This is a genomic window from Nonomuraea sp. NPDC049269 (assembly GCF_043197155.1).
Classification (GTDB): domain Bacteria; phylum Actinomycetota; class Actinomycetes; order Streptosporangiales; family Streptosporangiaceae; genus Nonomuraea.
In genome coordinates this window covers 523,017-548,040 of record NZ_JBICSO010000009.1, presented here as the reverse complement: position 1 = coordinate 548,040, position 25,024 = coordinate 523,017, and the positions used below count along the sequence as shown (strand labels likewise).

Sequence of the window (25,024 nt, the reverse complement as noted above, 5' to 3'; positions counted from 1 at the left end):
AAAAAGATCATGTGTACGGCTATGATGAGGCCCGTTCAACACCGGAGCGGCCACGTGAGGATCAATGGCGACCACGAACATCAAGGAGGTCGCGCAGCGGGCACGCGTCTCCGTGGGCACCGTGAGCAACGTGCTCAACCGCCCCGAGATCGTCTCCCCCGCCACGCGTGAACGCGTTTTCAGCGCGATCCGCGAGCTGGGCTTCGTCCGCAACGAGGTGGCTCGCCACCTGCGGGTCGGCCGCAGCCGCACGGTCGGCCTGATCGTGCTGGACGTGGCCAACCCGTTCTTCGCCGACGTCGCGCAGGGCGCCGACACCCTGGCGGATGAGCACGACACCATGGTGGTGCTGTGCAACAGCGCCGCCGACCCGGCCCGCGAGCTGCGCTACCTCTACCAGCTCGAACAGCAGCGGGTGATGGGCATCCTGATCACGCCGGTCGACGCGGGCAACCCGCGGCTGGCGGAGCTCGCCGCCAGGGGCACGCCCGTGGTGCTCGTCGACAGCGCCGCCACCGGGCTGCAGTGCTCGGTGGCGGTCGACGACCGGCTCGGTGGCCACATCGCCGGATCGCACCTGATCGAGCGGGGACACCGCAAGATCCTGTTCGTGGGCGGGCCGCAGTCGATCAAGCAGGTGGCCGACCGGCACGCGGGCTTCACGAGCGCGGTCACCGAGGCGGGCGACACCGAGCCGGGCGGGGGAGTCGACCCGGGCGGCGGGATGGGACCGGGTGGTGGCGTCGAACTGGTCGCCTGGTTCATGCCCGCGCTGAGCGTCGCCAACGGGCGGAGCGCGGGTGAGCGGGTGGCGGCGCTGCCTTCCGGGGAGCGGCCGACGGCCGTCTTCTGCGCCAACGACCTGCTCGCCCTGGGGTTCCTGCAGGCCATGGCCGCGCGTGGGCTGCGCGTGCCGGACGACATGGCGATCGTCGGCTACGACGACATAGACTTCGCCGCCGCGGCGACCGTGCCGCTGTCGTCGGTCCGCCAGCCGCGTGAGCTGCTCGGGCGCACGGCCATCGACCTGTTGCTGGAGGAGGTCGCCGAGCCGGAGCTGCACCGGCACCGGCAGGTCATCTTTCAGCCGGACCTGGTGGTCCGGCAGTCCAGCGACCTGCACAGGAGTCCTCATTGATGGAGATCTACCGCAATCCGCTCGCCGGCCCCGACGATCTGGCCGGGTTCCGGCTGGAAGGGGACGGTGCGACGACGTTCCCCATGGGGCGGATGCGGCTGGAGAGTCTCAGGCCGCCGGCCGACGGGCAGGCGGCGAACGTGGTGCTGTGGTGCCCCGAGGACCTGCCCGCCGACGTGCGGATCGAATGGGACTTCTGGCCGGTCAGGGAGCCGGGGCTGTGCATCATGTTCTTCCATGCCCGCGGCCGGGGTGGCGAGGATCTGTTCGATCCGGGCCTCGCGCCGCGCAGCGGGCCGTACGAGCAGTACCACCACGGCGACATCGACGCCTACCACGTGTCCTACTTCCGCAGGATGTGGGCGTCGGAACGCGCCCTGCACACCTGCAACCTGCGCAAGAGCCATGGATTCCACCTGGTCGCGCAGGGTGCCGACCCGCTACCCGCGGTGCTCGACGCCGACGGTCCGTACGCCATGCGCCTGGACGTCGAGGGCGGCGTGATCACGTTCGCGATTAACGATGTCGTCTCGTTCCGCTGGACGGACGACGGCAGCACCGGCGGCCCCGCGCTGGTGGGCGGCAAGATCGGGTTCCGGCAGATGGCCCCGATGATCGGGGAATATGCGAATCTGCGGGTTTCTCGTCATTGACTTTGAGTCGATTCAACACTAATTTCGCACCAACCGCCGTTCACCCGTGCGAAACGGGCAAGGAACGGCGGCGCAACACTCCACCCCCGTGTCCGCGCACACGCCACGAGAAGGTGGTGCCGGATGAACCATCCCGCCACGTCGATCAGGATTCAAGCTGCCTGCTCAGAGCTCATCTGGGCGGCTCGCCTGAACCTCCTGTGGATCCTGTTCACCCTCGCGGGTGGCGTGATCCTGGGCCTCGGGCCCGCCACCGTAGCCGCCTACACGCTGGCTCGGCGGCATGCCCGCGGTGAATCGATTCAGGCCTGGACCGAATTCTGGACCGTCTACCGACGGGAGTTCGTCCGCGCCTCACTGCTGATCCTGCCGGTGGCGGTGCTCGCCACCGTCCTCGTGGGCAACTACCTGTACTTCTCCGCTCTCGGGCCCGGCTCGGGAGCGTTGCGGATCGCGACCCTTCTGGCGCTGGTGGCGCTGGCCGGGGTGGGGGCCTATCTTGGGCCGCTCTACGCGCACTACGACCTGCCGCTCTGGGCCTATGTTCCCAAAGCTTCGCTGTTAGCGCTAACTCGACCCGCTTCCTCAGCGCTGCTGCTGTTCGCGCTCGCGGCCATCGCCTTCGTGACCTCGGCGATGCCCGTCCTCGCAGCGGTGATCAGCATCGGTGCGTGGATCTATCTCAACACGTGGCTCTGCCTGCGTTTCTTCGAGGAGAACGAGGCGCGCCTGCATTCGAAAGGGAACTCATGAGCGCATCTCGTCGACGCCGGCTGGTCGCCGGTGTGCTGACGCTAACGGCTGCTCTTCTCGCGTCCGCCTGCTCCAGCGGCGGCGGGGGGAGTGAGACCGACAGCAGCACGGTGACCATGATGGTCCCGCTGTTCGGTACGGCCCCCGACCCCAAGGGCGAGATGCAGCAGGCGGTCGAGAAGCTCGTCGGCAAGAAGCTCCAGATCACCTGGGTGCCCAACGCCGACTACAACGACAAGACCAACGTCACGCTGGCCTCGGACAAGATGCCGCAGATCATGGTCATCCAGGGCGACAAGACCTCGTCGTTCGTCCGCGCCGCCCAGGCCGGGGCGTTCTGGGACCTGACCGACAAGCTGGACAAGTACCCGAACCTGAAGAACCGGGACGCGCAGACGGTCCGGAACTCCTCCACCAACGGCAAGATCTACGGCCTCTACCGGATCCGCCCCCTGCTCCGCTCGGCCGTCGTGATCAACAAGCAGTGGATGGACAAGCTCAAGCTGAAGACGCCTGAGACCGTCGACGACCTCTACGACATCGCCAAGGCGTTCACCGAGAAGGACCCTGACGGCAACGGCAAGAAGGACACCTACGGCCTGATCATCCCCAAGTGGCCGTCCCCCCAGTACGGCAGCGCCAGTCCGTACGACGTGATCGAGACCTGGTTCGGCGCCCCGAACGTCTGGGGTGAGCGGGACGGCAAGCTCGTCCCCGGCTTCGACACCCCTGAGTTCATCGAGGCGAACAAGTTCGTCAAGAAGATGGTCGACGAGGGCCTGGTCAACCCCGACTACGCCACCCTCGACTCGGCCAAGTGGAACGACCCGTTCGTCCAGGGCAAGGGCGGCATGATCATCGACGTCAACGTCCGCGGCACCAACCTCCTCGACCTGCTCAAGGAGAAGGACCCCAACGACTTCGACAAGGTCCTCACGGTCGGCAACCTCAAGCGCTCCGACGGCAAGAAGTTCTCCTACCCCTTCACCGGCTACAACGGCGTCATCGCCATCCCGCGGCAGAGCGTGCAGACCGAGCAGCAGCTCGACGAGGTGCTGGCGGTCCTGGACAAGCTGGCCTCCAAGGAGGGCGGGATCCTGCTGAGCAACGGGCTCGAGGGCCGCAACTTCAAGGTCCAGGACGGCGGCGCCGCCCGCATCAGCCAGGACGACCCCAAGGTCAAGCAGATCCAGCAGGACGTGGACAAGGCGTTCATCCAGCTCGGCACCACCGCCAGCGTCGGCCTCGGCGCCTACCCGGACATCTATCCGGACAAGCCGCACCAGGACCAGGTCACGCTGCGTAACAAGCTGGCCGAGGAGGACCTGAAGACCGCCGTGCACAACCCGGCGCTCGCGGTCATGGCGCCCACCACCATCGCCAAGGGCCAGACCCTCGACCCGATCATCACCGACGCCCGGATCAAGTTCATCTCCGGCGCGATCGACGAGGCGGGGCTGAAGGCCGAGATCAAGCGCTGGTACGACAACGGCGGCACCCAGATCGCCGCCGAGACCAACGACCTGGTCTCCAAGCTCGGCAACTGACCTCGCCCGAGGGGCCCGGGACATTCCCGGGCCCCTTCTGTGAAAGGAGGTGGCTGTGGCCACCGACCTGGCGCCGCCTCCCACGAAGGCGGCCACCAAACCCGGGCGCCGTCGCGAGAGGCTGACGTTCCGCACCGCCGTGCTGCGTTACCGCTGGCTGTACCTGATGCTGCTGCCCGGTCTCGCGTACTTCATCGTCTTCAAGTACCTGCCGATGTACGGCGTGACCATCGCCTTCCAGGACTTCCTGCCGTTCCTCGGCTACTCCGGCAGCCCGTGGGTCGGCTTCAAGCACTTCGAGGAGCTGTTCAACGGGCCGGACTTCGGCCGCCTGATGTTCAACACGCTCATCCTGGCGCTGCTGACGGCGGTCTTCGTCTTCCCCGCGCCGATCATCGTCGCGCTCATGCTGAACGAGCTGCGGCACAGCGTGCTCAAGCGGTCGATCCAGTCGCTGGTCTACATCCCGCACTTCCTGTCCTGGACGATCGTCGCCTCACTGACGTACCTGCTGTTCTCCGTGGACTTCGGGGTGATCGCCACCTTCTTCCACGAGTGGCTCGGCGGCAAGAAGATCGACTACGTGGCCCAGCCCGACTGGTTCCGGCCGATCATCGTCTTCCAGCTGCTGTGGAAGCAGACCGGCTGGGGCACGATCATCTATCTGGCCGCGCTGGCGGGCGTGAACACCGACCTGTACGAGGCGGCCCGCATGGACGGCGCCGGGCGCTTCCGGCAGTTCTGGCACGTCACGCTGCCCGCGATCCGCCCCACGATCGTGGTGATGGCCGTCCTGACATCGGGTCACCTGCTCGACACCGGCTTCGAGCAGATCTGGCTGATGACCGGCGCGCTGAACCGCTCGGCGGCGGACGTGTTCGACACCTTCGTCTACTACATGGGCATCACCCAGGGCGCCTTCAGCTACTCCACGGCCGTCGGCCTGTTCAAGGGACTGGTGGGCGTCCTCCTGATCTTCGGCTCCAACTGGCTGGCCAAGCGCCTCGGCCAGCGTGGACTGTTCTAAGGAGCGCTTGAATGCCCAACCAGTCGCCCACACACCAGCACACGCTCGGCAGTCGCGTGTTCGACGTGCTCAACATCGCCGTGCTGCTGTTCCTGGCGCTGATCACGATCCTGCCGCTGCTGTACGTGCTGGCCGGGTCGTTCGCCTCGGAGGCGGAGATCGCCTCACGGCCGTTCTTCCTGTGGCCGGAGAAGTTCGTCACCACCACCTATGAGTACATCTTCGACTCGGGCACGTTCGTCCGGGCGCTGCTGACCACGATCTGCGTGACGGCGGTGGGCACGGTGGTGCAGGTGCTGCTGACGTTCACGATGGCCTACCCCCTGGCCAAGCGGTACCTGCCGGGACGGACGTTGGTCCTGAACCTGGTCATCTTCACGCTCGTCTTCACCGGCGGCATGATCCCCACCTACCTGGTGGTGCGGGACCTGGGGATGCTCGACAGCTACTGGGCGCTGATCCTGCCGCTGGCGATCAACCCCTTCTACCTGATCATCGTGAAGAGCTTCTTCCAGGAGCTGCCGCAGGCGCTGGAGGAGGCGGCGCGCATCGACGGCTGCAACGAGATGGGCGTCTTCTTCAAGATCGTGCTGCCGCTCTCGAAGCCGATCATCGCGACGTTCTCGCTGTTCTACGCGGTGGGCATCTGGAACGACTACATGTCGCCGCTGCTGTACATCGACGACTCCAAGAAGTGGACGCTCCAGGTGCTCGTCAGGCAGCTGACCAGCCCCGACGCCCAGAACGCGATGGCCATGCTGGAGTCGGTGTTCTTCCCCACCCAGGGACTGAAGTTCGCGGTGGTCGTCATCGCGACGCTCCCGATCCTGTTCTTCTACCCGTTCCTGCAGAAGCACTTCTCCAAGGGTGTGCTGCTCGGGTCGGTCAAGGAGTGACCCGTACGGTCCTGCTGGCGGGTGACTCGACCGTCGCCTCCTGCCCGGCGGCCGAGGCGCCCATGTCGGGGTGGGGCGCGCAGCTCGCGGCCCACACCGGCGGCCCGGTGCGCAACTTCGCCAAGGGCGGCGCGACCACCGCCAGCCACCGGGCCGACGGGCTGTGGGCGGCGCTGCTGTTGGAGATCACGCCTGGTGACGTGGTGGTCCTGCAGTTCGGGCACAACGACCAGAAGGAACCTGGCCTGCCGTACCGGGAGAATCTCCGCCTCTTCGCCGAGGAGGCGCGGCAGGCGGGCGCGCTGCCGGTGCTGTGCACGCCGGTGCAGCGGCGCAGGTTCGACGGCGACCGGCTGGTGCCGACCCACGGCGGCTATCCCGGCCAGGTGCGCGAGCTGGCGGCAGCCGAGGGCCTGCCGCTGATCGACCTGACCGTCGCGACCACCGAGCTGTACGAGCGGCTCGGACCCGAGGGCTCCAAGGCCCTGTTCACCCATTTCGCGCCCGGCGAGCACCCGCTGTACCCCGACGGCGTGGCCGACGACACCCACTTCTGCTTCCGCGGCGCCGACGCGGTGGCGGTGATGGTCGCCGGGCGACTCAAGGAGATCTTTTGACCACGCTGAACTGGCTGGATCGGCCCACGGACCAGGGCGTGACCTGGGGGGTGCCGTGGCGGCGCGGCGAGGTGGAGCGCGCGGCCCCGTTCGCGCTCGCCGACCCCGAGGGGCGCGCGGTGCCGGTGCAGAGCTGGGTGACCGCCACCTGGCCGGACGGGTCGGTCAAGTGGTCGGCGCACGCGATCGGACCGCAGGCCGAGCCCGCCGCGTCGTACGAACTCACGACAAAGCGCCCGGCCACCGGCCAGGAAGGACAGGCGGCCGCCGACCAAGCCCGGCCGCGGGCCGCCGAGCCGGAGCGGCCCGTCACCGTCGTCCGCGAGGACGGCGTGCTGCGGGTGAGCACGGGACCCGTCACCTGGACGATCGAGGAGACGGGCGACACGCTGGCCCGCTCCGTCTACCACGGCGCCCGCGAGATCGCCAGGGACGTCCGCCTGATCAGCCTCCACCAGGACGGCCCCACCCCGGACGACGCCGGCGCGGTCACCCGCGAGCAGGCCACGGGGATCGTCCGCGAGGTCACCGTCGAGCAGGACGGCCCCGTCCGGGCCGTGATCCGCCTCACGGGCGACCACGACGGGCGGCTCCCGTTCACCGTCCGCCTGTACTTCTACGCGGGCGCCGAGGATGTGCGCGTCATGCACACGTTCGTCTGGGACGGCGACCCCGAGCGGGACTTCCTGGCCGGGCTCGGCCTGCGCGCCGACGTGGTCATGCGCGACGAGCTCCACGACCGCCACGTGCGGCTGGCCGGGCAGGACGGCTTCCTCACCGAGGCGGTACGCGGCCTGACCGGGCTGCGCCGCGACCCCGGGGAGGCCGTACGGCGGGCCCAGGTCGAGGGTCGGCCGTGCGGCCCGATCGGCAACCCCGAGGTGGCCGACCGCCTGCACCTCATCCCCGCGTGGAACGACTACACCCTCGACCAGACCTCGGCCGACGGCTTCACCCTGCGCAAACGCACCGCCGGCGGCCACGCCTGGGTGACCGTCCCGTCGGGCACCCGCTCGGCCGGGTACGGCTACCTCGGCGGCGCGAGCGGCGGCCTCGGCTTCGGCCTGCGCGACTTCTGGCGGCTGCACCCCACCCGGCTCGACGTCAGGGGCGCCGCCACCGGCCTGGCCACCGCGACCGTCTGGCTCTGGTCGCCCTCCGCCCCCGCCATGGACCTGCGCTTCTACCACGACGGCATGGGCCAGAACACCTTCGCCGAGCAGCTGGAGGGCCTGGAGATCACCTACGAGGACTACGAGCCGGGCTTCGGCGACGCCCACGGCATCGCCCGTACCCACGAACTCACGCTGCGCGTCCACGACGCCACGCCGTCGTCGGCGGCCCTGGCCGGGCACGCGGCCGCGATGAACGAGCCGGCGCTGCTGACCGCCGCCCCCGAACGCCTCCGCGCGGCGGGCGTGTTCGGCGACTGGGCGCTGCCCGACCGCTCCACGCCCGCCCATGCCGCGATCGAGGACCGGCTGGACCTGCTGTTCGACTTCTACCGGCGCGAGCGGGAGCAGCGCAGGTGGTACGGGTTCTGGGACTACGGCGACGTGATGCACACCTACGACGCCGACCGGCACACCTGGCGCTATGACGTCGGCGGCTACGCGTGGGACAACTCCGAGCTCTCGCCCGACCTGTGGCTCTGGTACCAGTATCTGCGCACGGGACGGGCCGACGTCTTCCGCTTCGCCGAGGCCATGACCCGCCACACCGGCGAGGTCGACGTCTATCATCTCGGCCGCTGGAAGGGCCTGGGCACCAGGCACAACGTGCAGCACTGGGGCTGCAGCGCCAAGCAGTTGCGCATCTCCAACGCCGCCTACCGGCGCTTCTTCTACTACCTGACCGCCGACGAGCGCACCGGCGACCTGCTCGACGAGCTGGCCAGGCCCGAGGAGACGTTCCTGGCGATCGACCCCACGCGCAAGGTGCGCCAGGACGTCTACACCCCCGACCCGTCCGCGCTGGCGGTCGGGCTCGGCACCGACTGGGGCTCGCTCGTGGCGGCCTGGCTCACCCGGTGGGAGCGCCACGGCGACGAGCACGCCAAGGACAGGCTGCTGGGCACGATGGCCGGCATCGGCGCGCTGCCACGGGGGTTCCTGACCGGTGAGGCCCGCCTCGACCTGGCCACGGGCCGGTTCGACACCTCCCGCGACCAGATCTCCGTCTCCCACCTGTCGTCGGTCTTCGGGCTGCCCGAGATGTGTTCCGAGCTCATCTCGCTCGGCCTGGACGTGCCCGGGTTCGAACAGGCCTGGCTGGACTACTGCCGGCTCTATCTCGCCCCCGCCGAGCAGCAGGCCGCCGAGGTGGGCCATCCGCTGAGCGGCATCTCGCTGGTGCAGGCGCACAGCCGCCTCACCGCGTACGCCGCCGCCCGCTCGGGCGACGCCGGGCTGGCCGCTCTGGCCTGGCGCAAGTTCTTCCTCGACGAGGGCGACCAGCTCAACCGCAACCCGCTGCAGCGCGAGCCGGACTGGCGTCTCACCCGCGTCGAGGGGCCGCACGTCCTGGCGCACGTGCTGGAGGCGCCGTTCGTCTCCACCAACGACGCCGCCCAGTACGGCCTGGCCGCGATCCAGAACCTGGCGCTGATCGGCGGCCACTTGGCGACGGATTAAGCAGAGGTGGGGTTCCCGGCGGGGGCCCTACACTGATCTGTATGCACACTCCCGATTGACCGGCGTCGCCACGCCCAACTCTTCTTACCCCTAGCTCGGGAGTGTTCCGTCAATCATGATCATCGCCAGTGACATCGAGCTGCGCGCGGGCGCGCGCCTGCTCATAGAGAACGCCTCCTTCCGGGTCAATCCCGGCGACAAGATCGGCCTCGTCGGCCGCAACGGCGCGGGCAAGACCACGCTGACCAAGGTCCTGGCCGGTGAGGGGCTGCCCGCCGGCGGCACCGTCACCACCAGCGGCGCCGTCGGCTACCTGCCGCAGGACCCGCGCACCGGCGACCTGCAGGTGCTCGCCCGCGACCGCATCCTGTCGGCCAGAGGGCTCGACGAGGTGCTGCGCAAGCTGCGCGCGGCCGAGCTCGGCATGTCCTCCGCCGACGTGCGCACCCGCGACAAGGCCGTCCGGCAGTACGGCAAGCTCGAGGACCAGATGCACGTGCTCGGCGGCTACGCGGCCGAGTCCGAGGCCGCCTCCATCGCCTCCAGTCTGGGCCTGCCCGACCGGGTGCTCGGGCAGCCACTGGAAACGCTTTCAGGCGGCCAGCGAAGGCGCGTGGAATTGGCACGCATTCTTTTCAGTGGAGCGGAAACTCTCCTTCTCGACGAGCCGACAAACCACCTAGATGCGGACTCAATCGGATGGCTTCGTGATTTTTTGCGATCCCATCAGGGCGGCTTGGTGATCATCAGTCACGACGTGGGCCTTCTTGAAGCGACGGTCAACAAGGTGCTGCACCTCGACGCCAACCGCAGTGTGATCGACCACTACAACGTCGGCTGGAAGGCCTATCTGGCCCAGCGCGAGACCGACGAGAAGCGCAGGAAGCGCGAGCGGGCCAACGCCGAGAAGCAGGCGGGCGCGCTGCTCTCGCAGGCCGACAAGATGCGGGCCAAGGCCACCAAGGCCAAGGCCGCCCAGGACATGATGCGCCGCGCGCACCGGCTGCTGGCCGGCACGGAGGAGGAGCGCCAGAGCGACAAGGTCGCCAAGCTGCGCTTCCCCGACCCACTGCCCTGCGGGCGCACGCCGCTGACGGGTGCGGGCCTGTCCAAGACGTACGGCTCGCTGGAGGTCTTCACCGACGTCGACGTGGCCATCGACCGAGGTCACCGGGTCGTGATCCTCGGGCTCAACGGCGCTGGCAAGACCACGCTGCTGCGGCTGCTGGGCGGGGTCGAACAACCCGACAGCGGCGAGATCAGGCCCGGACACGGCCTCAAGATCGGCTATTACGCCCAGGAGCACGAGACCCTCGAGGCCGACAGGACCCTCCTGGAGAACATGCGCTCGGCCGGTGGCGAGTTCACCGACACCGAGTTGCGCAAGGTGCTCGGCTCGTTCCTGTTCTCCGGCGACGACGCCGACAAGCCGGCGGGTGTGCTGTCCGGCGGCGAGAAGACTCGGCTGGCACTGGCCATGCTGGTCCTCTCGAGTGCGAACGTACTTCTGCTCGATGAGCCCACGAACAACCTAGATCCAGTCAGCCGCGAGCAAGTTCTGAACGCTCTGAGGTCGTATTCAGGAGCAATCGTCCTGGTCACCCATGACGAGGGTGCCGTTGACGCCTTGTCACCGGATAGGGTGATCTTGCTACCAGACGGAACTGAAGACGCATGGAGCGAAGAATTTTCCGATCTTGTGGCACTTGCCTGATCTTAATTTGGGTGGGTACGGATCTTTTCCCGTGGAGTAGGTAGCCGATCCCGCTGAAATGACTGATCATGGCGGAGTAACGCTGCGGAAGTCCGGCACTACAGGAGGTACTCGTGGCCGAGACACTGAAGAAGGGCACCCGGGTCACCGGGGCCGATCGTGAGAAACTGGCCGGCGATCTTAAGAAGCGCTACGCCGCGGGCGAGAGCATCCGCGCCCTGGCCGCTTCGACCGGTCGGTCATACGGGTTCATCCACCGCATCCTGAGCGAGTCCGGTGTGACTCTGCGCGGGCGCGGGGGAGCGACTCGAGGCAAGTCCAAGCGCTGACGGCCGCCTCGGTACGTGCGACCGCAGCCGCTCGTCCCAAGTCAGCCGCCGTCGCGCCCGAGCCAGAATCATATTCTGTAGGCTCGGGCGCGACGGCTAAGGCGAATGAGGGAGCGGGCGATGGCGGAAGCGAAGGCAGCGCCACAGCGCGGGGGGTACGCGGAGGAAGTCTCTGCCGAAAGGCTGGCGGAGATCGGACTCCGTTTCGAGGTGGACGGTGAGATCGCGACGATCGCGCTGGATCGGCCCAGTAAGCGCAACGCACAGACGTTCGCGACCTGGGCGGCACTGGCTGACATCGGGGGCAACCTGCCTGAGCAGGTGCGCATCGTCGTCGTGAAAGGTGAGGGACCGTCCTTCTCGGCAGGTATCGACCTGCAAATGTTCACGCCTGAGGGAGTGCCCGGACAGGGCTCGTTCAGCTCGGCGGCTCAACTCGACACCACAGCGTTCGAGGAGCGCATCAGGACATTCCAACAGGGATTCCTTTGGCTTCGCCGACCAGAGATCGTCTCCATCGCGGCTGTACAGGGGCACGCGATCGGCGCGGGATTCCAGCTCGCGCTCGCCTGCGACCTGCGCATCGTGGCCGACGACGTCAAGTTCTGCATGAAAGAGCCCGCCATGGGGCTGGTGCCCGATCTGACCGGCACCAAGCCACTGGTCGAACTGGTGGGCCTGGCCAAGGCGATCGACATCTGCCTGACCGCCAGGACCGTCCAGGCCGACGAGGCCATGCGGATCGGCCTCGCCGAACGCGTGGTCGCACCGGGCGACCTGGCGGGCGCCGTACAAGACAAGATCGCGGAGCTGCTGTCGACCAACCGGGACGCGGCGGCGGCGACCAAGCGACTCCTCCAGGGGGCGCGGGCGCGCACCCTGGAGGAGCAGAGCGCCGCGGAAGGGGCCGAGCAGGCCCAGCGCCTCAAAGCGCTGTTCGGCTGAGCCGCGCCGGGGTTTTTACGCGCTGAGCTGACCTGGGAATCGCCCGGCCGTCCCCGGTGCTGAGCCGGGGGAGGAGGACCCCCCGATGGCGATGATGGGAGGGGGCTTCGGCCCCCAGATATTTACGTCCCTGCGGCGCGACAACTCCGTGACCCAGCAGCGGCTCACACCCGGCACGGTCCGGCGCATCGCACGCTACGCACGGCCATATACCGGGCAGATCACCGCGTTCCTGCTGCTGGTGATAGCGGGCGCGGTCATCGTGATCGCCAACCCGCTGCTGATGAAGGCGATCATCGACGACGGCATCCTGCCCAGGAAGAGCGGCGTCGTGGCCGGCCTGGCCGTGGCGATCGCCGCGCTCGCGCTGGTCGACGCGGGTCTCACGCTCGTGCAGCGCTGGTTCTCCGCGCGCATCGGCGAAGGGCTGATCTACGACCTGCGCACCGAGGTGTTCGACCACGTGCAGCGCATGCCGGTCGCCTTCTTCATGCGCGCGCAGACCGGCGCGCTGGTCAGCCGGCTCAACAGCGACGTGATCGGCGCCCAGCGCGCTGTGACCAGCACGCTGTCGTCGGTCGTCAGCAACGTGATCAGCCTGATCCTGGTGCTGGGCGCGATGCTGGCGCTGTCGTGGCAGGTGACGCTGGTCGCGCTGGTGCTGCTGCCGATCTTCATCGTGCCCGCCAAGTGGGTCGGGCGGCGCATGTCCGCGCTGGCCCGCGAGCAGATGCAGCTCGACGCCGAGATGAGCTCGGTCACGACCGAGCGCTTCAACGTGGCGGGCGCGATGGTGGCCAAGCTCTACGGCCGGCCCGAGGACGACGCCGCCGTCTACGGCGCCCGCGCCGCCCGGGTGCGCGACGTGGGCGTGACGGTCGGGATGTACGGCACGGTGTTCCGGGTGGCGCTCGGCCTGGTCGCGGCGCTGGCCACCGCGCTGGTCTACGGCATCGGCGGCGTGCTGGCCGTCGGCGGCGCCTTCGAGCTGGGCACGCTGGTGGCCCTGGCCGCGCTGCTGATGCGGTTGTACGGCCCCCTCACCTCACTGTCCAACGTGCAGGTGGACGTGATGACCGCGCTCGTCAGCTTCGACCGGGTCTTCGAGATCCTCGACCTCAAGCCCATGGTGGCGGAGAAGCCCGACGCGAAGCCGCTGCCGGACGGGCCGGTGACGATCGACTTCGACGGCGTCCACTTCCGCTACCCGGCGGCCGAGGAGGTGTCGCTGGCCTCGCTGGAGTCGGTGGCCAGGCAGGACACGGGCCCGTCCCAGCCGGTGCTGCGCGGCGTGTCGTTCACGGCCGGCCCCGGCCGGCTCATCGCCCTGGTCGGTCCCTCGGGGGCGGGCAAGACCACGATCACCTCGCTGGTCTCCCGGCTCTACGACGTCAACGAGGGCGCGGTCCGGATCAACGGGCTCGACGTGCGCGACGCCACGCTCGCCTCGCTGCGCGACACCGTGGGAGTGGTCATGCAGGACGCTCATCTCTTCCATGACACGATCGGGGCCAACCTCCGTTACGCCAGGCCAGGGGCGAGTGACGAGGAGATCTGGGACGCTCTCAGGGCCGCGCAGATAGGCGACCTCATCGAGGGGCTGCCCGACGGGCTGGACACCGTCGTGGGCGACCGCGGCTACCGGCTGTCCGGCGGCGAGAAGCAGCGGCTGGCGCTGGCCAGGCTGCTGCTGAAGGCGCCGCGCGTGGTGGTGCTCGACGAGGCCACCGCGCACCTCGACTCGGAGTCGGAGGCGGCCGTGCAGCAGGCGCTGAAGACCGCGCTGGCCGGCCGCACCTCACTGGTGATCGCGCACCGGCTGTCGACGATCAGGGAGGCCGACGAGATCCTCGTCGTGCAGGACGGCCGCATCGCCGAGCGGGGCGGCCACGAGGAACTGCTGGCGCGCGGCGGGCTCTACGCCGAGCTCTACCGCACCCAGTTCAGTTCCTCAGGTAGCCCAGTCGCGTGAGCTCCTGCCTGGCGACCTTCTCCACCAGCGTGAGGTCGCCGGGCCGCAGGCGGGCGCGCCAGGAGCCGACCTCGGAGACGCGCGGGGCGTACAAGCCGATCTTGGAGACGCGCGTCTCCAGGAACTCCGTCAGCGCAGCCACCGGCTCGGCCGGCTTCCGCACGAGGTCCTCGTAGCGCAGCGTGAGCAGCTGGCCGGCGGGCAGGTCCTTGCGCAGCGTGGCGCTGAGCCGTACGGCGCTGCGCCAGCGCAGGGCGCTCTTGCCCGCGGCGGGCATGCCCTTCCACCGGTCGCGGTGCTCGTCGCGGTTGACGCCGAGGAAGGGATTGGGGAACTCGGTCTCCTCCGACAGCATCACCGGCTTGAACCAGGCCAGGCAGGCCGGATCGTCGAGCATGTCGGCGACCACGTCGCGGCCGTCGCGGATGAGCTGCACGAACCGGGCGTCGGGGAAGGCCTGGAGCAGCACGGGAGCGCTGTAGATCAGGTCGGGACTGCCGTCGCCGAACCTCGTCACCTCGCTCGTCGCCACGCACGGGCCCATGCTCGTGACGCCGCCGGCCTCCCTGCACGGCTCCGAGCACTGGCCGCACGATCGAGGCAGCACCTGCCACGCCTCGGCGAGCGCGTCGCGCAGCACGCGTACGGCCCCCGACGTCTGGCCGATCGACGGCTTGCGGGCGAAGGCGTAGACCACGTGCGCGACGGACGCCCGGCCCATCGTGACGTGGAAGCCGGGGGACCGTTTCAGGGCGCGGGCGAGCAGGTCCGCGCCGGAGTGCGGAGCACCGAGCAGGAAGACCGGCCTGCGGACCTTGATGCCGTTGACCACGAGGATGTGGGGCGGAAGTCGCATACGAGAGGTAAGTGTGACACCGTTTGGCGGGTGAAAAAGCCAACGTCGGTGTCGGTCCTCGTCAAGGAGTTGGTCGATGCGGCAGGGTGACACCGTCGCCGTCGTCTCGCCGTCGGGCTCGCCGAACGCCATCCTGCTCAGACGGGGGGTCGAGCGCCTGGAGGGGCTCGGGCTGAAGGTCGTGGTCGGCGAGCACGTGCTCGGCCGCCAGGAGCTCCCCTACCTCGCCGGAGCCGACGCCTCGCGCGCCGCCGACCTGCAGGCCGCCTGGTGCGACCCGGCCGTCTCCACGGTGTTCTGCGCCAGGGGCGGTTATGGCGCGGCCAGGCTGCTCGGCCTGCTCGACTGGGCCGCCATGCGCGCGGCGGGACCCAAGACGCTCATCGGGTCCAGCGACATCACGGCGCTGCATCACGCGTTCGCGATGGAGCTGGGCGTGCCCACGCTGCACGGGCCGATGCCGGCCTGCGACGTGATCGCCGACGAGAAGCGGCCCGAGCCGCGCACCTGGGAGCACCTGCGGGCCGCCCTGGACCGCCAGGCGCCACCCGTCATCGGCGACCTCGTGCTGTCTCCCGGCCGGGCCGAGGGTGTGCTGGCGGGCGGTAACCTGTCGCTGCTCGCCTCCATGTGCGGCACGCGCTACCACCCGTCGTTCGCCGGGAAGATCGTGCTGCTGGAGGACATCGGTGAGGAGCCGTACCGGATCGACCGGATGCTCACCCAGTTACTTCAGGCGGGCGCCTTCAACGGCGTGCGCGGGATCGCCCTCGGCTCGTGGGTGGGCTGCGGAGATCCCTACCCCGTCCTTAAAGACCGGCTGCTGCCGCTCGGAGTGCCGGTCCTGGCGGGGTTGCCGGTGGGGCACGGCGCACCACAGATGAGTGTGTGGCTTGGGGCTCTTGGGGCTATCGATACCGAATCGTGCTCGCTGGCTGGTCTGTTCCGCAACGAGGAGCAGGCAAGGTAGGAATACACGGATAGGGATGAAACGGACAGAGGGGACGCGGCGCGTGAACTTGTTCAAGCGTGACCGGGAGCCCTCTCGGCGGTCGATCGAGGATGTCGATCTCGACTCGCTGCTCGGGCTCGTCGCCGAGTCCCTAGGGTACACCTGCGTCTTCGCCGCCGACGGCGCCTCGCTGGCGCTGAGCGGCGACAGGGAGATCCTGGTCAGGCTGACCGGGTTGCGCCGCGAGGTGGGCCGCCGGCCAAGGGACGACTGGCCCATGCTGGTCTCCGAACACCTCGCGAACGCTCTCGCGGCGGCCGACGAACGCCTCGACGTCTGCGACCTCGACCAGGTCAAGCCGCTGCTGCGGACCCGTGTCGAGGCGGTCGACGAGGTCGCCGACCTGACCAGGGTGGTGGGTCGCCATCTCAACGGCGACCTGGTCGAGCTGCTCACGGTGGGCTCCAGGCCGGTACGCCCCGAGGAGGCCGGCTGCTGGCCCGTGCCGTCGGGCCGGGCGCTGGAACTGGCCATCACGAACGTCGGGCGGGACGAGCGGCTGGAGCTCGAGGCCATCGAGCTGTCGGGCACGCCGGTGTGGCGCCTGACCGGCCGGACCCCGGCCGCGGCCACCCATCTGCGCTGGCTCGGCGACTACCTGCCGATACCCGCCGACGGGGTGCTCGTGGTGCTCCCGGATCCGTACACACTGATCGTGCACCCGGTCGACGGGATCGGCGTGGTGCGGGCGCTGGAGCGCCTGCGCGTGCACGCCGTACGCACCGACGGGCTCAGCCCGCAGGTCTACTGGTGGCACGAGGGGCGGCTGACGCTCATCAGGGCGGACATCGTCCTGCAGGACGGCCTGGCCCGCCTCGTGGTGGCGCCGCCACCGGAGTTCGCCAAGGTGCTGGCCCGGCTCGCCGTCTGACCGCCGGGCCAGTGGAGCTCAGCCCGGTTGGGAGAGCGCGCGGGCGGCGTGTACGAGGGGGACGTGGCTGAACGCCTGGGGGAAATTTCCCACCATCCGAGCGTATCGCGGGTCGTACTCCTCGGCCAGCAGCCCCACGTCGTTGCGCAGCGCCAGCAACCGCTCGAACAGCTGCTTGGCCTCCTCCTTGCGCCCCTGCATGGCCATCACCTCGACCAGCCAGAAGCTGCACGCCAGGAACGCGCCCTCGCCGCCGGGCAGCCCGTCGACGTCGTTGTCCTCGGCCACCGGGTAACGCAGCACGAAACCGTCGGACATCAGCTCCTTCTCGACGGCCGCCACCGTGCCGGCCACGCGCGGGTCGTCGACCGGCAGGAAGCCCACCAGGGGCATGAGCAGCAGCGCGGCGTCGACGTCCGGCGAGCCGTAGGACTGGGTGAAGGTGTTGCGCCTGGCGTCGAAGCCCTTCTCGCAGATCTCGGCGTGGACGGCGTCGCGCAGCTCACGCCACCGCTCGACGGGGCCGGTCCTGCCGAACCGCTCCACGTACTGGACGGCCCGGTCGAGCGCCACCCAGCACATCACCTTGGAGTGGGTGAAGTGCCGGCGCGGGCCGCGTACCTCCCACAGCCCCTCGTCGGGCTCGTCCCAGTGCTCGGCCACGTAGTCGAGCAACTGGCGCTGGATCGCCCAGGCGCGGTCGTCGGCGGCCAGGCCGGAGGTCCTGGAGACGAACAGACAGCTCATCACCTCGCCGTAGACGTCCAGCTGGAGCTGCTTGACGGCCTGGTTGCCGATCCTGACCGGGCGGGAGTCCTCGTAGCCGTCGAGCCAGTCGAGCTGCATCTCCGGCAGCCGGCGCTCGCCCGCGACGCCGTACATGATCTGCAGGTCCTGCGGGCGGCCGGCGATCGCGCGCAGCAGCCACGCCCGCCAGGCTTCGGCCTCGTCCAGATAGCCGGAGTTGATCAGCGCGTCGAGCGTCATCGTGGCGTCACGCAGCCAGCAGTAGCGGTAGTCCCAGTTGCGCACGCCGCCCAGGTCCTCGGGGATGGAGGTGGTGGGGGCGGCCACGATGCCGCCGGTGGGGTCGTAGATGAGGCCCTTGAGCGTGATCAGTGAGCGGACGACGGCCTCGCGGTAGGGGCCTTCATAGGTGCATTTGGCCACCCATTCGGCCCACATCGCCTCGGTCTCGGCGAGCTGGGTCTCGGCGTGGATCCGCGGCGGCATCGGCTGGTGCGACGGGTGCCAGGTGAACACGAACGGCAGCCGCTCGCCCTCCTTGACGGTGAAGGTGGCGCGGTGCGCGTAGTCGCCGCCCTTGAGCGGGACGGGGGAGTGCAGCCAGATCGAGTCCGGGCCGCCGATCGCCTGCAGGTGGCCGTTGGTGCGGCGCACCCATGGCACGATCCTGCCGTAGTCGAAGCGGACCCTGAGCTGGGTGGACATCTGGACCGTGCCCGAGACGCCCTCGACGATGCGGACCACGTCGGGGTTGCGGTCACGGGGCGGCATGAAGTCGATCACGCGGACCGTGCCCGTGGGGGTGTCCCACTCGCTCTCCAGGATCAGCGTGTCGGGCCGGTAGCGCCGCCGGGTGGCGGCCCGCCTGCCGGTGGGGCCGAGCCACCAGTGGCCGTTGCGCTCGCTGCCGAGCAGCGCCGTGAAACAGGAGGGGGAGTCGAACCTGGGCAGGCAGAGCCAGTCGATGGAACCGTCTCTGCCGACCAGGGCCGCCGACTGCATGTCGCCGATGAGCGCGTAGTCCTCGATCCGCATGTACCGACGCTACCGGCGGGAAGGCGATCTCGCGGCCGCTCCGTGCACGTCGCGTCGTGAGCGGGCACGGCCGCGAGATCACGTCAGGGGGAACCGGCGGGCGAACAACTGGGTCACCGGGCCGATGGCCAGCGCGTAGACCAGCGTCGCGACGCCGACCGTGCCGCCGAGCAGCCAGCCGAGGACCAGCACCGTGACCTCGATGAGCAGGCGGCTGAGCCGGAGCGACAGGCCGAGCTGGGCCAGGCCGGTCATGATGCCGTCCCGCGGTCCCGCGCCCAGCCCCGCGCCGATGTACAGGACGGTGGCCAGCGCGATCGACACCACGCTGAGCACCAGGTACAGCCAGCTCGCCGCCCAGTGCGTGGCGGTGGGCAGCACGTAGACCGCGGCGTCGGCGAACAGGCCGACGAAGACGACATTGCTGATCGTGCCGATCCCGGGCTTCTCCTTCAGCGGGATCCACAGCAGCATCACCAGCGCGCCGACCACGATGATGACCGTCCCGATCGACAGGCCCGTCCGCATGGCCAGGCCCTGGTGGAGGGCGTTCCACGGGGCGTTGCCGAGCCCGGAGTCGACCTGGAAGCCGATGCCCGCGCCGTACAGAGCCAGACCGCCGTAGAGGCGCAGGAGGCGGATGGGCAGGGTGTTCGGGCGGGGGACGGATGCTTCGCTCATAGTGGTCACAGAGTGGCAGGGCCACCGCTTGCCAAACCAGGGCCAATCCCGGAAAGTGGCCTTTATGAGGTTTTTGTCGGCGACGCAGGTGGCCAGGCTGGTGGACATCCCGGCGGGCGCCAGGCCGTACTACCGCGCGCTCGCCGACGCCGTGCGTGAGCTCATCATGGACGGCCAGCTGCCGGTCCGGGTGCGCCTGCCGGCCGAGCGGGACCTGGCCCAGACGCTGGCGGTCAGCCGCACCACGGTAACCGCCGCCTACGACCTGCTGCGCGAGCGGGGCTACCTGGAGAGCAGGCAGGGCTCGGGAAGCTGGACCGTACTGCCGGACCCGGCCATGTCGGCGGAGAACCCGTGGCTGTCCCAGGACGGCGACGGGCTCATCCCGCTCCACTGCGCCGCCCCGCCCGCCCCGTCGGCGCTGGCCGAGGCGATGGCCGAGGCCGTGGCGGACCTGCCCAGGTACGGCATGGGCCACGGCTACGACCCGATGGGCCTGCCCGTGCTCAGGGAGCGGATCGCCGCCCACTACACCGGCCGCGGGCTGGCCACCAGGCCGGAGCAGATCCTCGTCACCACCGGTTCCCAGCACGCGATCCAGCTCGTGCTCGGCCTGCTCGTCGGCCCGGGTGACCCGGTGCTCTTCGAGTCGCCCACCTACCCGCACGCCATGGACGTGGCCCGCGGGCGCGGCGCCCGGATGGTGCCCGTCGGCATCTCGCACGAGGGCTGGCAGACCGACCTGGTCTCCTGCGCCATGCGCCAGTCCGCGGCGCGGCTGGCCTACCTGATGCCCGACTTCCAGAACCCGACCGGCGCGATCATGGACGACGCCACCAGGGCCGCGATCGCCGGGGCCGCCAGGCGCACGGACACCATGCTGGTCATCGACGAGACCTGGTCGGAGCTGGCCCTGGACGAGGTGCCGCGTACGGCGCCCATGGCCGCCTTCGACACCGACAGCAGGATGATCAGCATCGGCTCGGCCTCCAAGCTGTGGTGGGGCGGGCTGCGCATCGGCTGGGTGCGCACCACGGCCGCGCTGGCCCGCCGCCTGGCGGTGCACCGCGGGGCCGTGGACATCGCCAGCCCGGTCCTGGAGCAGCTCGTGGTGGCGCGGCTGTTCGACCGGATGGAGCAGACCAGGGCCGAGCGCCGCCGCACGCTGCGGGCCTCCCGCGACACGCTCGTCGCCGAGCTCCGCGAACGGCTGCCCGGGTGGAGCTTCACCGTGCCCAAGGGCGGCGGCACGCTGTGGGTGCGGCTCGACGGCGGTTCGTCCGTCGCCCTGGCCGACGCCGCGGCCCATCATGGGGTACGGCTCGCGCCGGGGCCCTGGTTCGGGCTGGAGGGCACGCTGGAGGGTTACCTGCGCCTGCCGTACACGCAGCCGCCCCAGGTGCTCACCGAAGCCGTCACCCGCATCGCGGCGGCCCACGAGCGCGGGCCAGTCGGCGTCCGGCCGCGGCTGCCCGACTCGCTCATGCCGATGGTCTGACCGGCACCGGCCCGGTTCACTCTGCCGGTTTGACGCCCCTGGCCAGCGGGGCGCGCCAGTTGTAACGCATCGCGGCGATGCGCAGGACGAAGGCCAGCACGGCGGCGGCCAGCGTGGCCTGCCAGCCGTGCAGGTCGATCGTGTAGAGCGCCGCCATGGCCGCCGAGCCGAGCATCGCGGGCACGGCGTAGAGCTGGCGGTCGTACAGCAGCGTCGGGATCTCCCCGGCCAGCACGTCGCGCAGCATGCCGCCGCCGATGGCCGTCGTGACGCCGAGCAGGGCCGCGTGCAGGGGGCCGAGCCCGTAGTCGAGCGCCTTCTCGGTGCCCACCGCGCAGAACAGGCCGAGGCCCGCCGCGTCGAGCACCAGGATGGCGGGCATCACCTTGGCCACGTGCGGATGCCAGAAGAACACGATGGCCGTGGCCACCACCGGCACGAGCACGTAGCCGGAGCTCTGGAAGGCGGTGGGCCGGACGTTCAGGATCAGATCCCGCACCACGCCGCCGCCCAGGGCGGTCATCTCGGCGATCACCGCCATGCCCACCACGTCGAGCCGCTTGCGTACGCCCATCAGCGCACCCGACAGGGCGAAGACGAAGATACCTACGAGATCGAGAATTACCGACACAAGACTGATTTCTACCTGAAAGTGGTCGGATGGTGCTCGGCCATCAACGCCCGCAGCCGCCGCGTGAACACCAGCAGCACCGCTCCGCCCACGACCGCCATCGCGGCCAGGAGCAGGTAGTACGCGGGCTCGGACAGCACGGCGCCGAGCCGTCCGGTCTGCCCGCCGACCGCGTCGCCCACCGACACCGCGATGAACCAGATGCCGAGCATCTGCCCCTTGAACGCCCGCGGCGCCAGCTTGGCGGTGACCGAGAGCCCCACCGGGCTGAGCGACAGTTCGCCGAACACCTGGATCAGGTAGACCAGCACCAGCCACCAGACCGAGACCTTGCCCGTCTCGGCCAGCCTGGCCGCCACCGCCATGACCACGAAGCTCAGACCCGCCATGAACAGCGCGAACGCGAACTTCTGCGGCGTTCTCACCCGGGTCCCCAGCTTGGTCCAGAGCGCCGCGAACACCGGCACCAGGATCAGGATGAACAGCGAGTTGAACGACTGCGTGGTCGCCGCCTGGATCGGGATGCCGAACAGCGACAGGGCGGTGTTGTTCTGGGCGAAGAACAGCAGCTTGCTCGGCGCCAGATCGAAGATCATCCAGAAGATCGCGGCCGCCACGAAGAGCCAGATGTAGGCCTTCATCCGCAACCGCTCGTCCTCGGTCAGATCGTGGCTGCCGAGCATGATGTAACCGAAGTAGAGCACCGGCACCGCCAGCACCACGACCGTCACCACCACGGTGAACCTGGACAGCGTGAACGTGCCCGTCGCCACCCAGATCGCCATGGCCACCACGGTCAGGGCCATCGCGAACGAGACGATCTTGATGGCCTGGTCCCGCTCGGGCGGCGTCAGCGGCAGGCCGGGCTGGTCGCCGACGCCTCTGAGGCTCTTCCTGCCCAGCGTGTACTGCAGCAGGCCGAGTGCCATGCCGACCGCCGCCGCGCCGAAGCCGAGATGCCAGCGATCGCCCGCGGCCAGCCCGCCCACCACGATCGGCGCGATGAAAGCGCCCAGGTTGATGCCCAGGTAGAACAGCGAGAACCCGGCGTCCCTGCGCCCGTCCTCCTCGTCGCGGTAGAGCCGGCCGACCATGACCGAGATGTTCGGCTTGAGCAGGCCGGTGCCGGAGATGATCAGCAGCAGCCCGAGCCAGATGAAGGACGCCCCACCGACCGGGAGGGCCATGCTGATGTGGCCGCACATGATGATGAAGCCGCCCCAGAAGACCGACTTGCGCGGGCCCAGTATCCGGTCGGCGATCCAGCCGCCGGGCAGCGCCACCAGGTAGATCAGCGCGCCGTAGACGCCGACGACCGCCTGTGCGGTCTGCTCGGTCATGCCGAGGCCGTGCTGGGCGGGTGAGGCCGCCATGAAGGTGGCGAGGATGGCGCGCAGGCCGTACCAGCTGAAACGCTCCCACATCTCGGTGCCGAACAGCGTGGCAAGGCCCCACGGATGCCCGAAGAACGTCCGCTCGCCCTTGCTCATGCGCCGTCTCCTTCCGCGTGCGACTCATCACTCTACGTGACGGTGGTGCCGAGGCCTTGCCGCTACCCCGGTGGTGTGGTGCGATGCATGCCAGCTCAGCAAGTGACCACTGACTGGAGGCGGGTGCCATGGCAGATGTCCTCGAGGTCCGGGCGGAGATCGAGCGGTCAATCGCCGGACGTACCGTATGCGGGCAGCTCAGCGAGCTCGCCGAGCGATACCCCGACGCGCCCGCCTACTCCGATCCCGTCGACGGTGGCTGGAGCACGCTGAGTTACGGCCAGGCCAGGCAGCGGGTGCTGGAGATAGCGGCCGGATTCGCCGCACTCGGCCTGGAACCCGGCGAGTCGGTCGCCCTGATGATGGTCAACAGGAGCGAGCACGTGCTGGCCGACCTCGGCGCCGTGCACGCGGGCGGCGTCGGCTGCACCGTCTACTCGACGTTCGCGCCCCACCAGGTCGCGTTCGTCGCGGCCGACGTGGGCGCCCGGATCGTGGTGCTCGGCGGGCCCGCGGAACTGGCCCGCTGGCGGCCGGTGCTCGGCGAGCTGACCGGACTGCGCAAGATCATCATGCTGGAGGGCGCGCCCGACGACGATGACCGGTTCATGTCCTGGCCGGACTTATTGGAGCTGGGGAGCTCCGCGCTGGCCGCGCACCCGGAAGAGGTCGAGGCCCGATGGCGCGCCGTGACGGCGGGCGACGTGGCCACCGTGCTCTACACCTCGGGCACCACCGGCCGGCCCAAAGGCGTCCCCCTCACCCACGCGAACGTCTTCTACGAGGTCGAATCGACCGACCGCATCACCTCACTGCCCATCCAGGGCACGCAGATCTCCTACCTCACCTACGCCCACATCGCCGAGCGGGTCCTGAGCCTCTACCTGCCGCTGGTGAAGGTCTCCCACGTGCACTTCTGCACCGACCTGGCCAACCTCGGCGCCACGCTCGGGCAGGTCAAGCCGATGATGTTCTTCGGCGTGCCACGCGTGTGGGAGAAGATGATGGCCCGCCTGCTGGCGGTCCTGGCCACCCAGCCGGAAGAGCAGCAGGCCGCCGTACGCCAGGCCATGGCGGCCGGCGTCGCCTACGTCGAGGCCGGGCAGTACGGCGGCACGATCACCCCCGAGATCAGGGCCGCCTACGAGCAGGCCGACTCCTCACTGCTGTCCATCATCCGAGGCATGATCGGCTTCGACCGCGCCGAGTGGACCGCCACCGGCGCCGCGCCGCTCCCCGCCGAGGTGCAACGCTTCTACGCCGGTCTGGGGCTGAAGGTCATCGACGTGTACGGCATGACGGAGACGACCGGCGCCTTCACCGGCAATGGCCCCGCCTGCTACCGCCTCGGCACCGTCGGCCGGGCCGAGGCGGGCGTCGAGGTCCGCATCGCCGCCGACGGCGAACTCCTCACCCGCAGCCCCCTGAACACCCGCGGCTACCTCAACCGCCCCGAGGAGACCGCCCAGCTCATCGACGACGAGGGCTGGCTGCACACCGGCGACATCGGCACGGTCGACGCCGACGGCTTCTACCGCGTCGTCGACCGCAAGAAGGAGCTGATCATCACCGCCGGCGGCGAGAACATCTCCCCGGCCGAGATCGAGAACCACCTCAAGGAACACCCCCTCGTCGGCCAGGCCCTCGCCTACGGCGACAACCGGGCCTACCCGGTGGCCGTGCTTACGCTCGACGCCGAGGTGGCACCCGGCTGGGCGCAGGCGCGCGGCATCACGTTCGGCTCGCTCGCCGAACTGGCCGAGCACTCCGACGTGCTCAAGGAGGTGGAGGCCGCCGTCGCGGTGGCCAACGCCAAGCTGGCCAGGGTGCAGCAGGTCAAGCGGTGGGCGCTGCTCGGCACCGAGTGGACGGCCGAGACCGAGGAACTGACGCCCAGCCTCAAGCTCAAGAGGCGGGTCATCCACGCCAAGTACGCCGACGTCATCGAGGGGCTGTACTCCGGCTGATCCTTTGCCGTT

21 protein-coding genes are annotated in these 25,024 nt (G+C 69.5%); 16 read left to right on the top strand and 5 right to left on the bottom strand.

Features of this window, described 5'->3' with window-relative positions:
- Positions 1-64 precede the first annotated feature (64 nt).
- From ACGFNP_RS45765 to ACGFNP_RS45710, 12 genes are all read left to right on the top strand, one after another.
- Complete coding sequence (locus tag ACGFNP_RS45765; protein ID WP_358324625.1) at positions 65-1,138, top strand: substrate-binding domain-containing protein; 1,074 nt, start codon at positions 65-67, stop codon at positions 1,136-1,138.
- Entirely contained in the window at positions 1,138-1,791 is a 654-nt protein-coding gene (locus tag ACGFNP_RS45760; protein ID WP_358324898.1) for a DUF1961 family protein, read from the top strand. The genes ACGFNP_RS45765 and ACGFNP_RS45760 overlap by 1 nt, the downstream gene beginning before the upstream one ends.
- Positions 1,792-1,914: 123 nt before the next feature.
- Entirely contained in the window at positions 1,915-2,544 is a 630-nt protein-coding gene (locus tag ACGFNP_RS45755) for a YesL family protein (RefSeq protein WP_393329271.1), read from the top strand.
- Complete coding sequence (locus tag ACGFNP_RS45750; protein ID WP_393329270.1) at positions 2,541-4,091, top strand: extracellular solute-binding protein; 1,551 nt, start codon at positions 2,541-2,543, stop codon at positions 4,089-4,091. Before ACGFNP_RS45755 ends, ACGFNP_RS45750 begins: the two co-directional genes overlap by 4 nt.
- A gap of 55 nt (positions 4,092-4,146) precedes the next feature.
- The gene (locus ACGFNP_RS45745) at positions 4,147-5,118 is read left to right on the top strand and encodes an ABC transporter permease (protein ID WP_393329268.1); all 972 of its coding nucleotides are present in this window, start codon (positions 4,147-4,149) and stop codon (positions 5,116-5,118) included.
- Positions 5,119-5,129: 11 nt separating this feature from the next.
- The gene (locus ACGFNP_RS45740) at positions 5,130-6,014 is read left to right on the top strand and encodes a carbohydrate ABC transporter permease (RefSeq protein ID WP_358324616.1); all 885 of its coding nucleotides are present in this window, start codon (positions 5,130-5,132) and stop codon (positions 6,012-6,014) included.
- A complete protein-coding gene (locus ACGFNP_RS45735; RefSeq protein ID WP_358324613.1) occupies positions 6,011-6,631 on the top strand; it encodes a rhamnogalacturonan acetylesterase in 621 nt (206 codons plus the stop codon). The genes ACGFNP_RS45740 and ACGFNP_RS45735 overlap by 4 nt, the downstream gene beginning before the upstream one ends.
- The gene (locus ACGFNP_RS45730) at positions 6,628-9,264 is read left to right on the top strand and encodes a Tat pathway signal sequence domain protein (protein ID WP_393329267.1); all 2,637 of its coding nucleotides are present in this window, start codon (positions 6,628-6,630) and stop codon (positions 9,262-9,264) included. The genes ACGFNP_RS45735 and ACGFNP_RS45730 overlap by 4 nt, the downstream gene beginning before the upstream one ends.
- A gap of 115 nt (positions 9,265-9,379) precedes the next feature.
- Positions 9,380-10,978, top strand: a complete 1,599-nt coding sequence (locus tag ACGFNP_RS45725; protein WP_358324607.1) for an ABC-F family ATP-binding cassette domain-containing protein — start codon at positions 9,380-9,382, stop codon at positions 10,976-10,978.
- Positions 10,979-11,091: 113 nt separating this feature from the next.
- Complete coding sequence (locus ACGFNP_RS45720; protein WP_020547488.1) at positions 11,092-11,307, top strand: helix-turn-helix domain-containing protein; 216 nt, start codon at positions 11,092-11,094, stop codon at positions 11,305-11,307.
- Between the two features lie 120 nt (positions 11,308-11,427).
- A complete protein-coding gene (locus tag ACGFNP_RS45715) occupies positions 11,428-12,252 on the top strand; it encodes an enoyl-CoA hydratase/isomerase family protein (protein ID WP_358324604.1) in 825 nt (274 codons plus the stop codon).
- An 85-nt stretch (positions 12,253-12,337) separates the two neighbouring features.
- Complete coding sequence (locus tag ACGFNP_RS45710) at positions 12,338-14,224, top strand: ABC transporter ATP-binding protein (protein ID WP_358324601.1); 1,887 nt, start codon at positions 12,338-12,340, stop codon at positions 14,222-14,224.
- Here ACGFNP_RS45710 and ACGFNP_RS45705 read toward each other — a convergent pair.
- Positions 14,196-15,080 carry a sulfotransferase family protein gene (locus ACGFNP_RS45705; RefSeq protein WP_393329265.1) on the bottom strand — a complete coding sequence of 295 codons (885 nt, stop codon included), beginning with the start codon at positions 15,078-15,080 and terminating at the stop codon, positions 14,196-14,198. The genes ACGFNP_RS45710 and ACGFNP_RS45705 overlap by 29 nt on opposite strands.
- 76 nt (positions 15,081-15,156) lie before the next feature.
- On the opposite strand from ACGFNP_RS45705, the gene ACGFNP_RS45700 reads away from it, so the two are divergent.
- Positions 15,157-16,050: an LD-carboxypeptidase gene (locus tag ACGFNP_RS45700; RefSeq protein WP_358324597.1), complete on the top strand. Its 894-nt coding sequence runs from the start codon at positions 15,157-15,159 to the stop codon at positions 16,048-16,050.
- A gap of 43 nt (positions 16,051-16,093) precedes the next feature.
- On the top strand, positions 16,094-16,963 hold the full coding sequence (locus tag ACGFNP_RS45695; protein ID WP_358324595.1) for a hypothetical protein: 870 nt from the start codon (positions 16,094-16,096) through the stop codon (positions 16,961-16,963).
- An 18-nt stretch (positions 16,964-16,981) separates the two neighbouring features.
- Here the strand turns inward: ACGFNP_RS45695 and ACGFNP_RS45690 are convergent, their stop codons facing one another.
- On the bottom strand, positions 16,982-18,745 hold the full coding sequence (locus ACGFNP_RS45690; protein ID WP_358324593.1) for a glycoside hydrolase family 15 protein: 1,764 nt from the start codon (positions 18,743-18,745) through the stop codon (positions 16,982-16,984).
- A gap of 78 nt (positions 18,746-18,823) precedes the next feature.
- Complete coding sequence (locus tag ACGFNP_RS45685) at positions 18,824-19,426, bottom strand: YitT family protein (protein ID WP_393329262.1); 603 nt, start codon at positions 19,424-19,426, stop codon at positions 18,824-18,826.
- A gap of 64 nt (positions 19,427-19,490) precedes the next feature.
- Here ACGFNP_RS45685 and ACGFNP_RS45680 point away from each other — a divergent pair, with 64 nt between their 5' ends.
- Positions 19,491-20,924, top strand: coding sequence for a PLP-dependent aminotransferase family protein (locus tag ACGFNP_RS45680; RefSeq protein WP_358324588.1), 1,434 nt, complete (start codon positions 19,491-19,493; stop codon positions 20,922-20,924).
- A 16-nt stretch (positions 20,925-20,940) separates the two neighbouring features.
- Here ACGFNP_RS45680 and ACGFNP_RS45675 read toward each other — a convergent pair whose 3' ends face one another.
- Together ACGFNP_RS45675 and ACGFNP_RS45670 are read right to left on the bottom strand one after the other, a co-directional pair.
- Positions 20,941-21,555, bottom strand: coding sequence for a trimeric intracellular cation channel family protein (locus ACGFNP_RS45675; RefSeq protein WP_358324586.1), 615 nt, complete (start codon positions 21,553-21,555; stop codon positions 20,941-20,943).
- Between the two features lie 11 nt (positions 21,556-21,566).
- Positions 21,567-23,045, bottom strand: a complete 1,479-nt coding sequence (locus ACGFNP_RS45670) for a peptide MFS transporter (protein ID WP_358324583.1) — start codon at positions 23,043-23,045, stop codon at positions 21,567-21,569.
- A 128-nt stretch (positions 23,046-23,173) separates the two neighbouring features.
- On the opposite strand from ACGFNP_RS45670, the gene ACGFNP_RS45665 reads away from it, so the two are divergent.
- The gene (locus ACGFNP_RS45665; protein ID WP_358324580.1) at positions 23,174-25,012 is read left to right on the top strand and encodes an AMP-dependent synthetase/ligase; all 1,839 of its coding nucleotides are present in this window, start codon (positions 23,174-23,176) and stop codon (positions 25,010-25,012) included.
- Positions 25,013-25,024 lie beyond the last annotated feature (12 nt).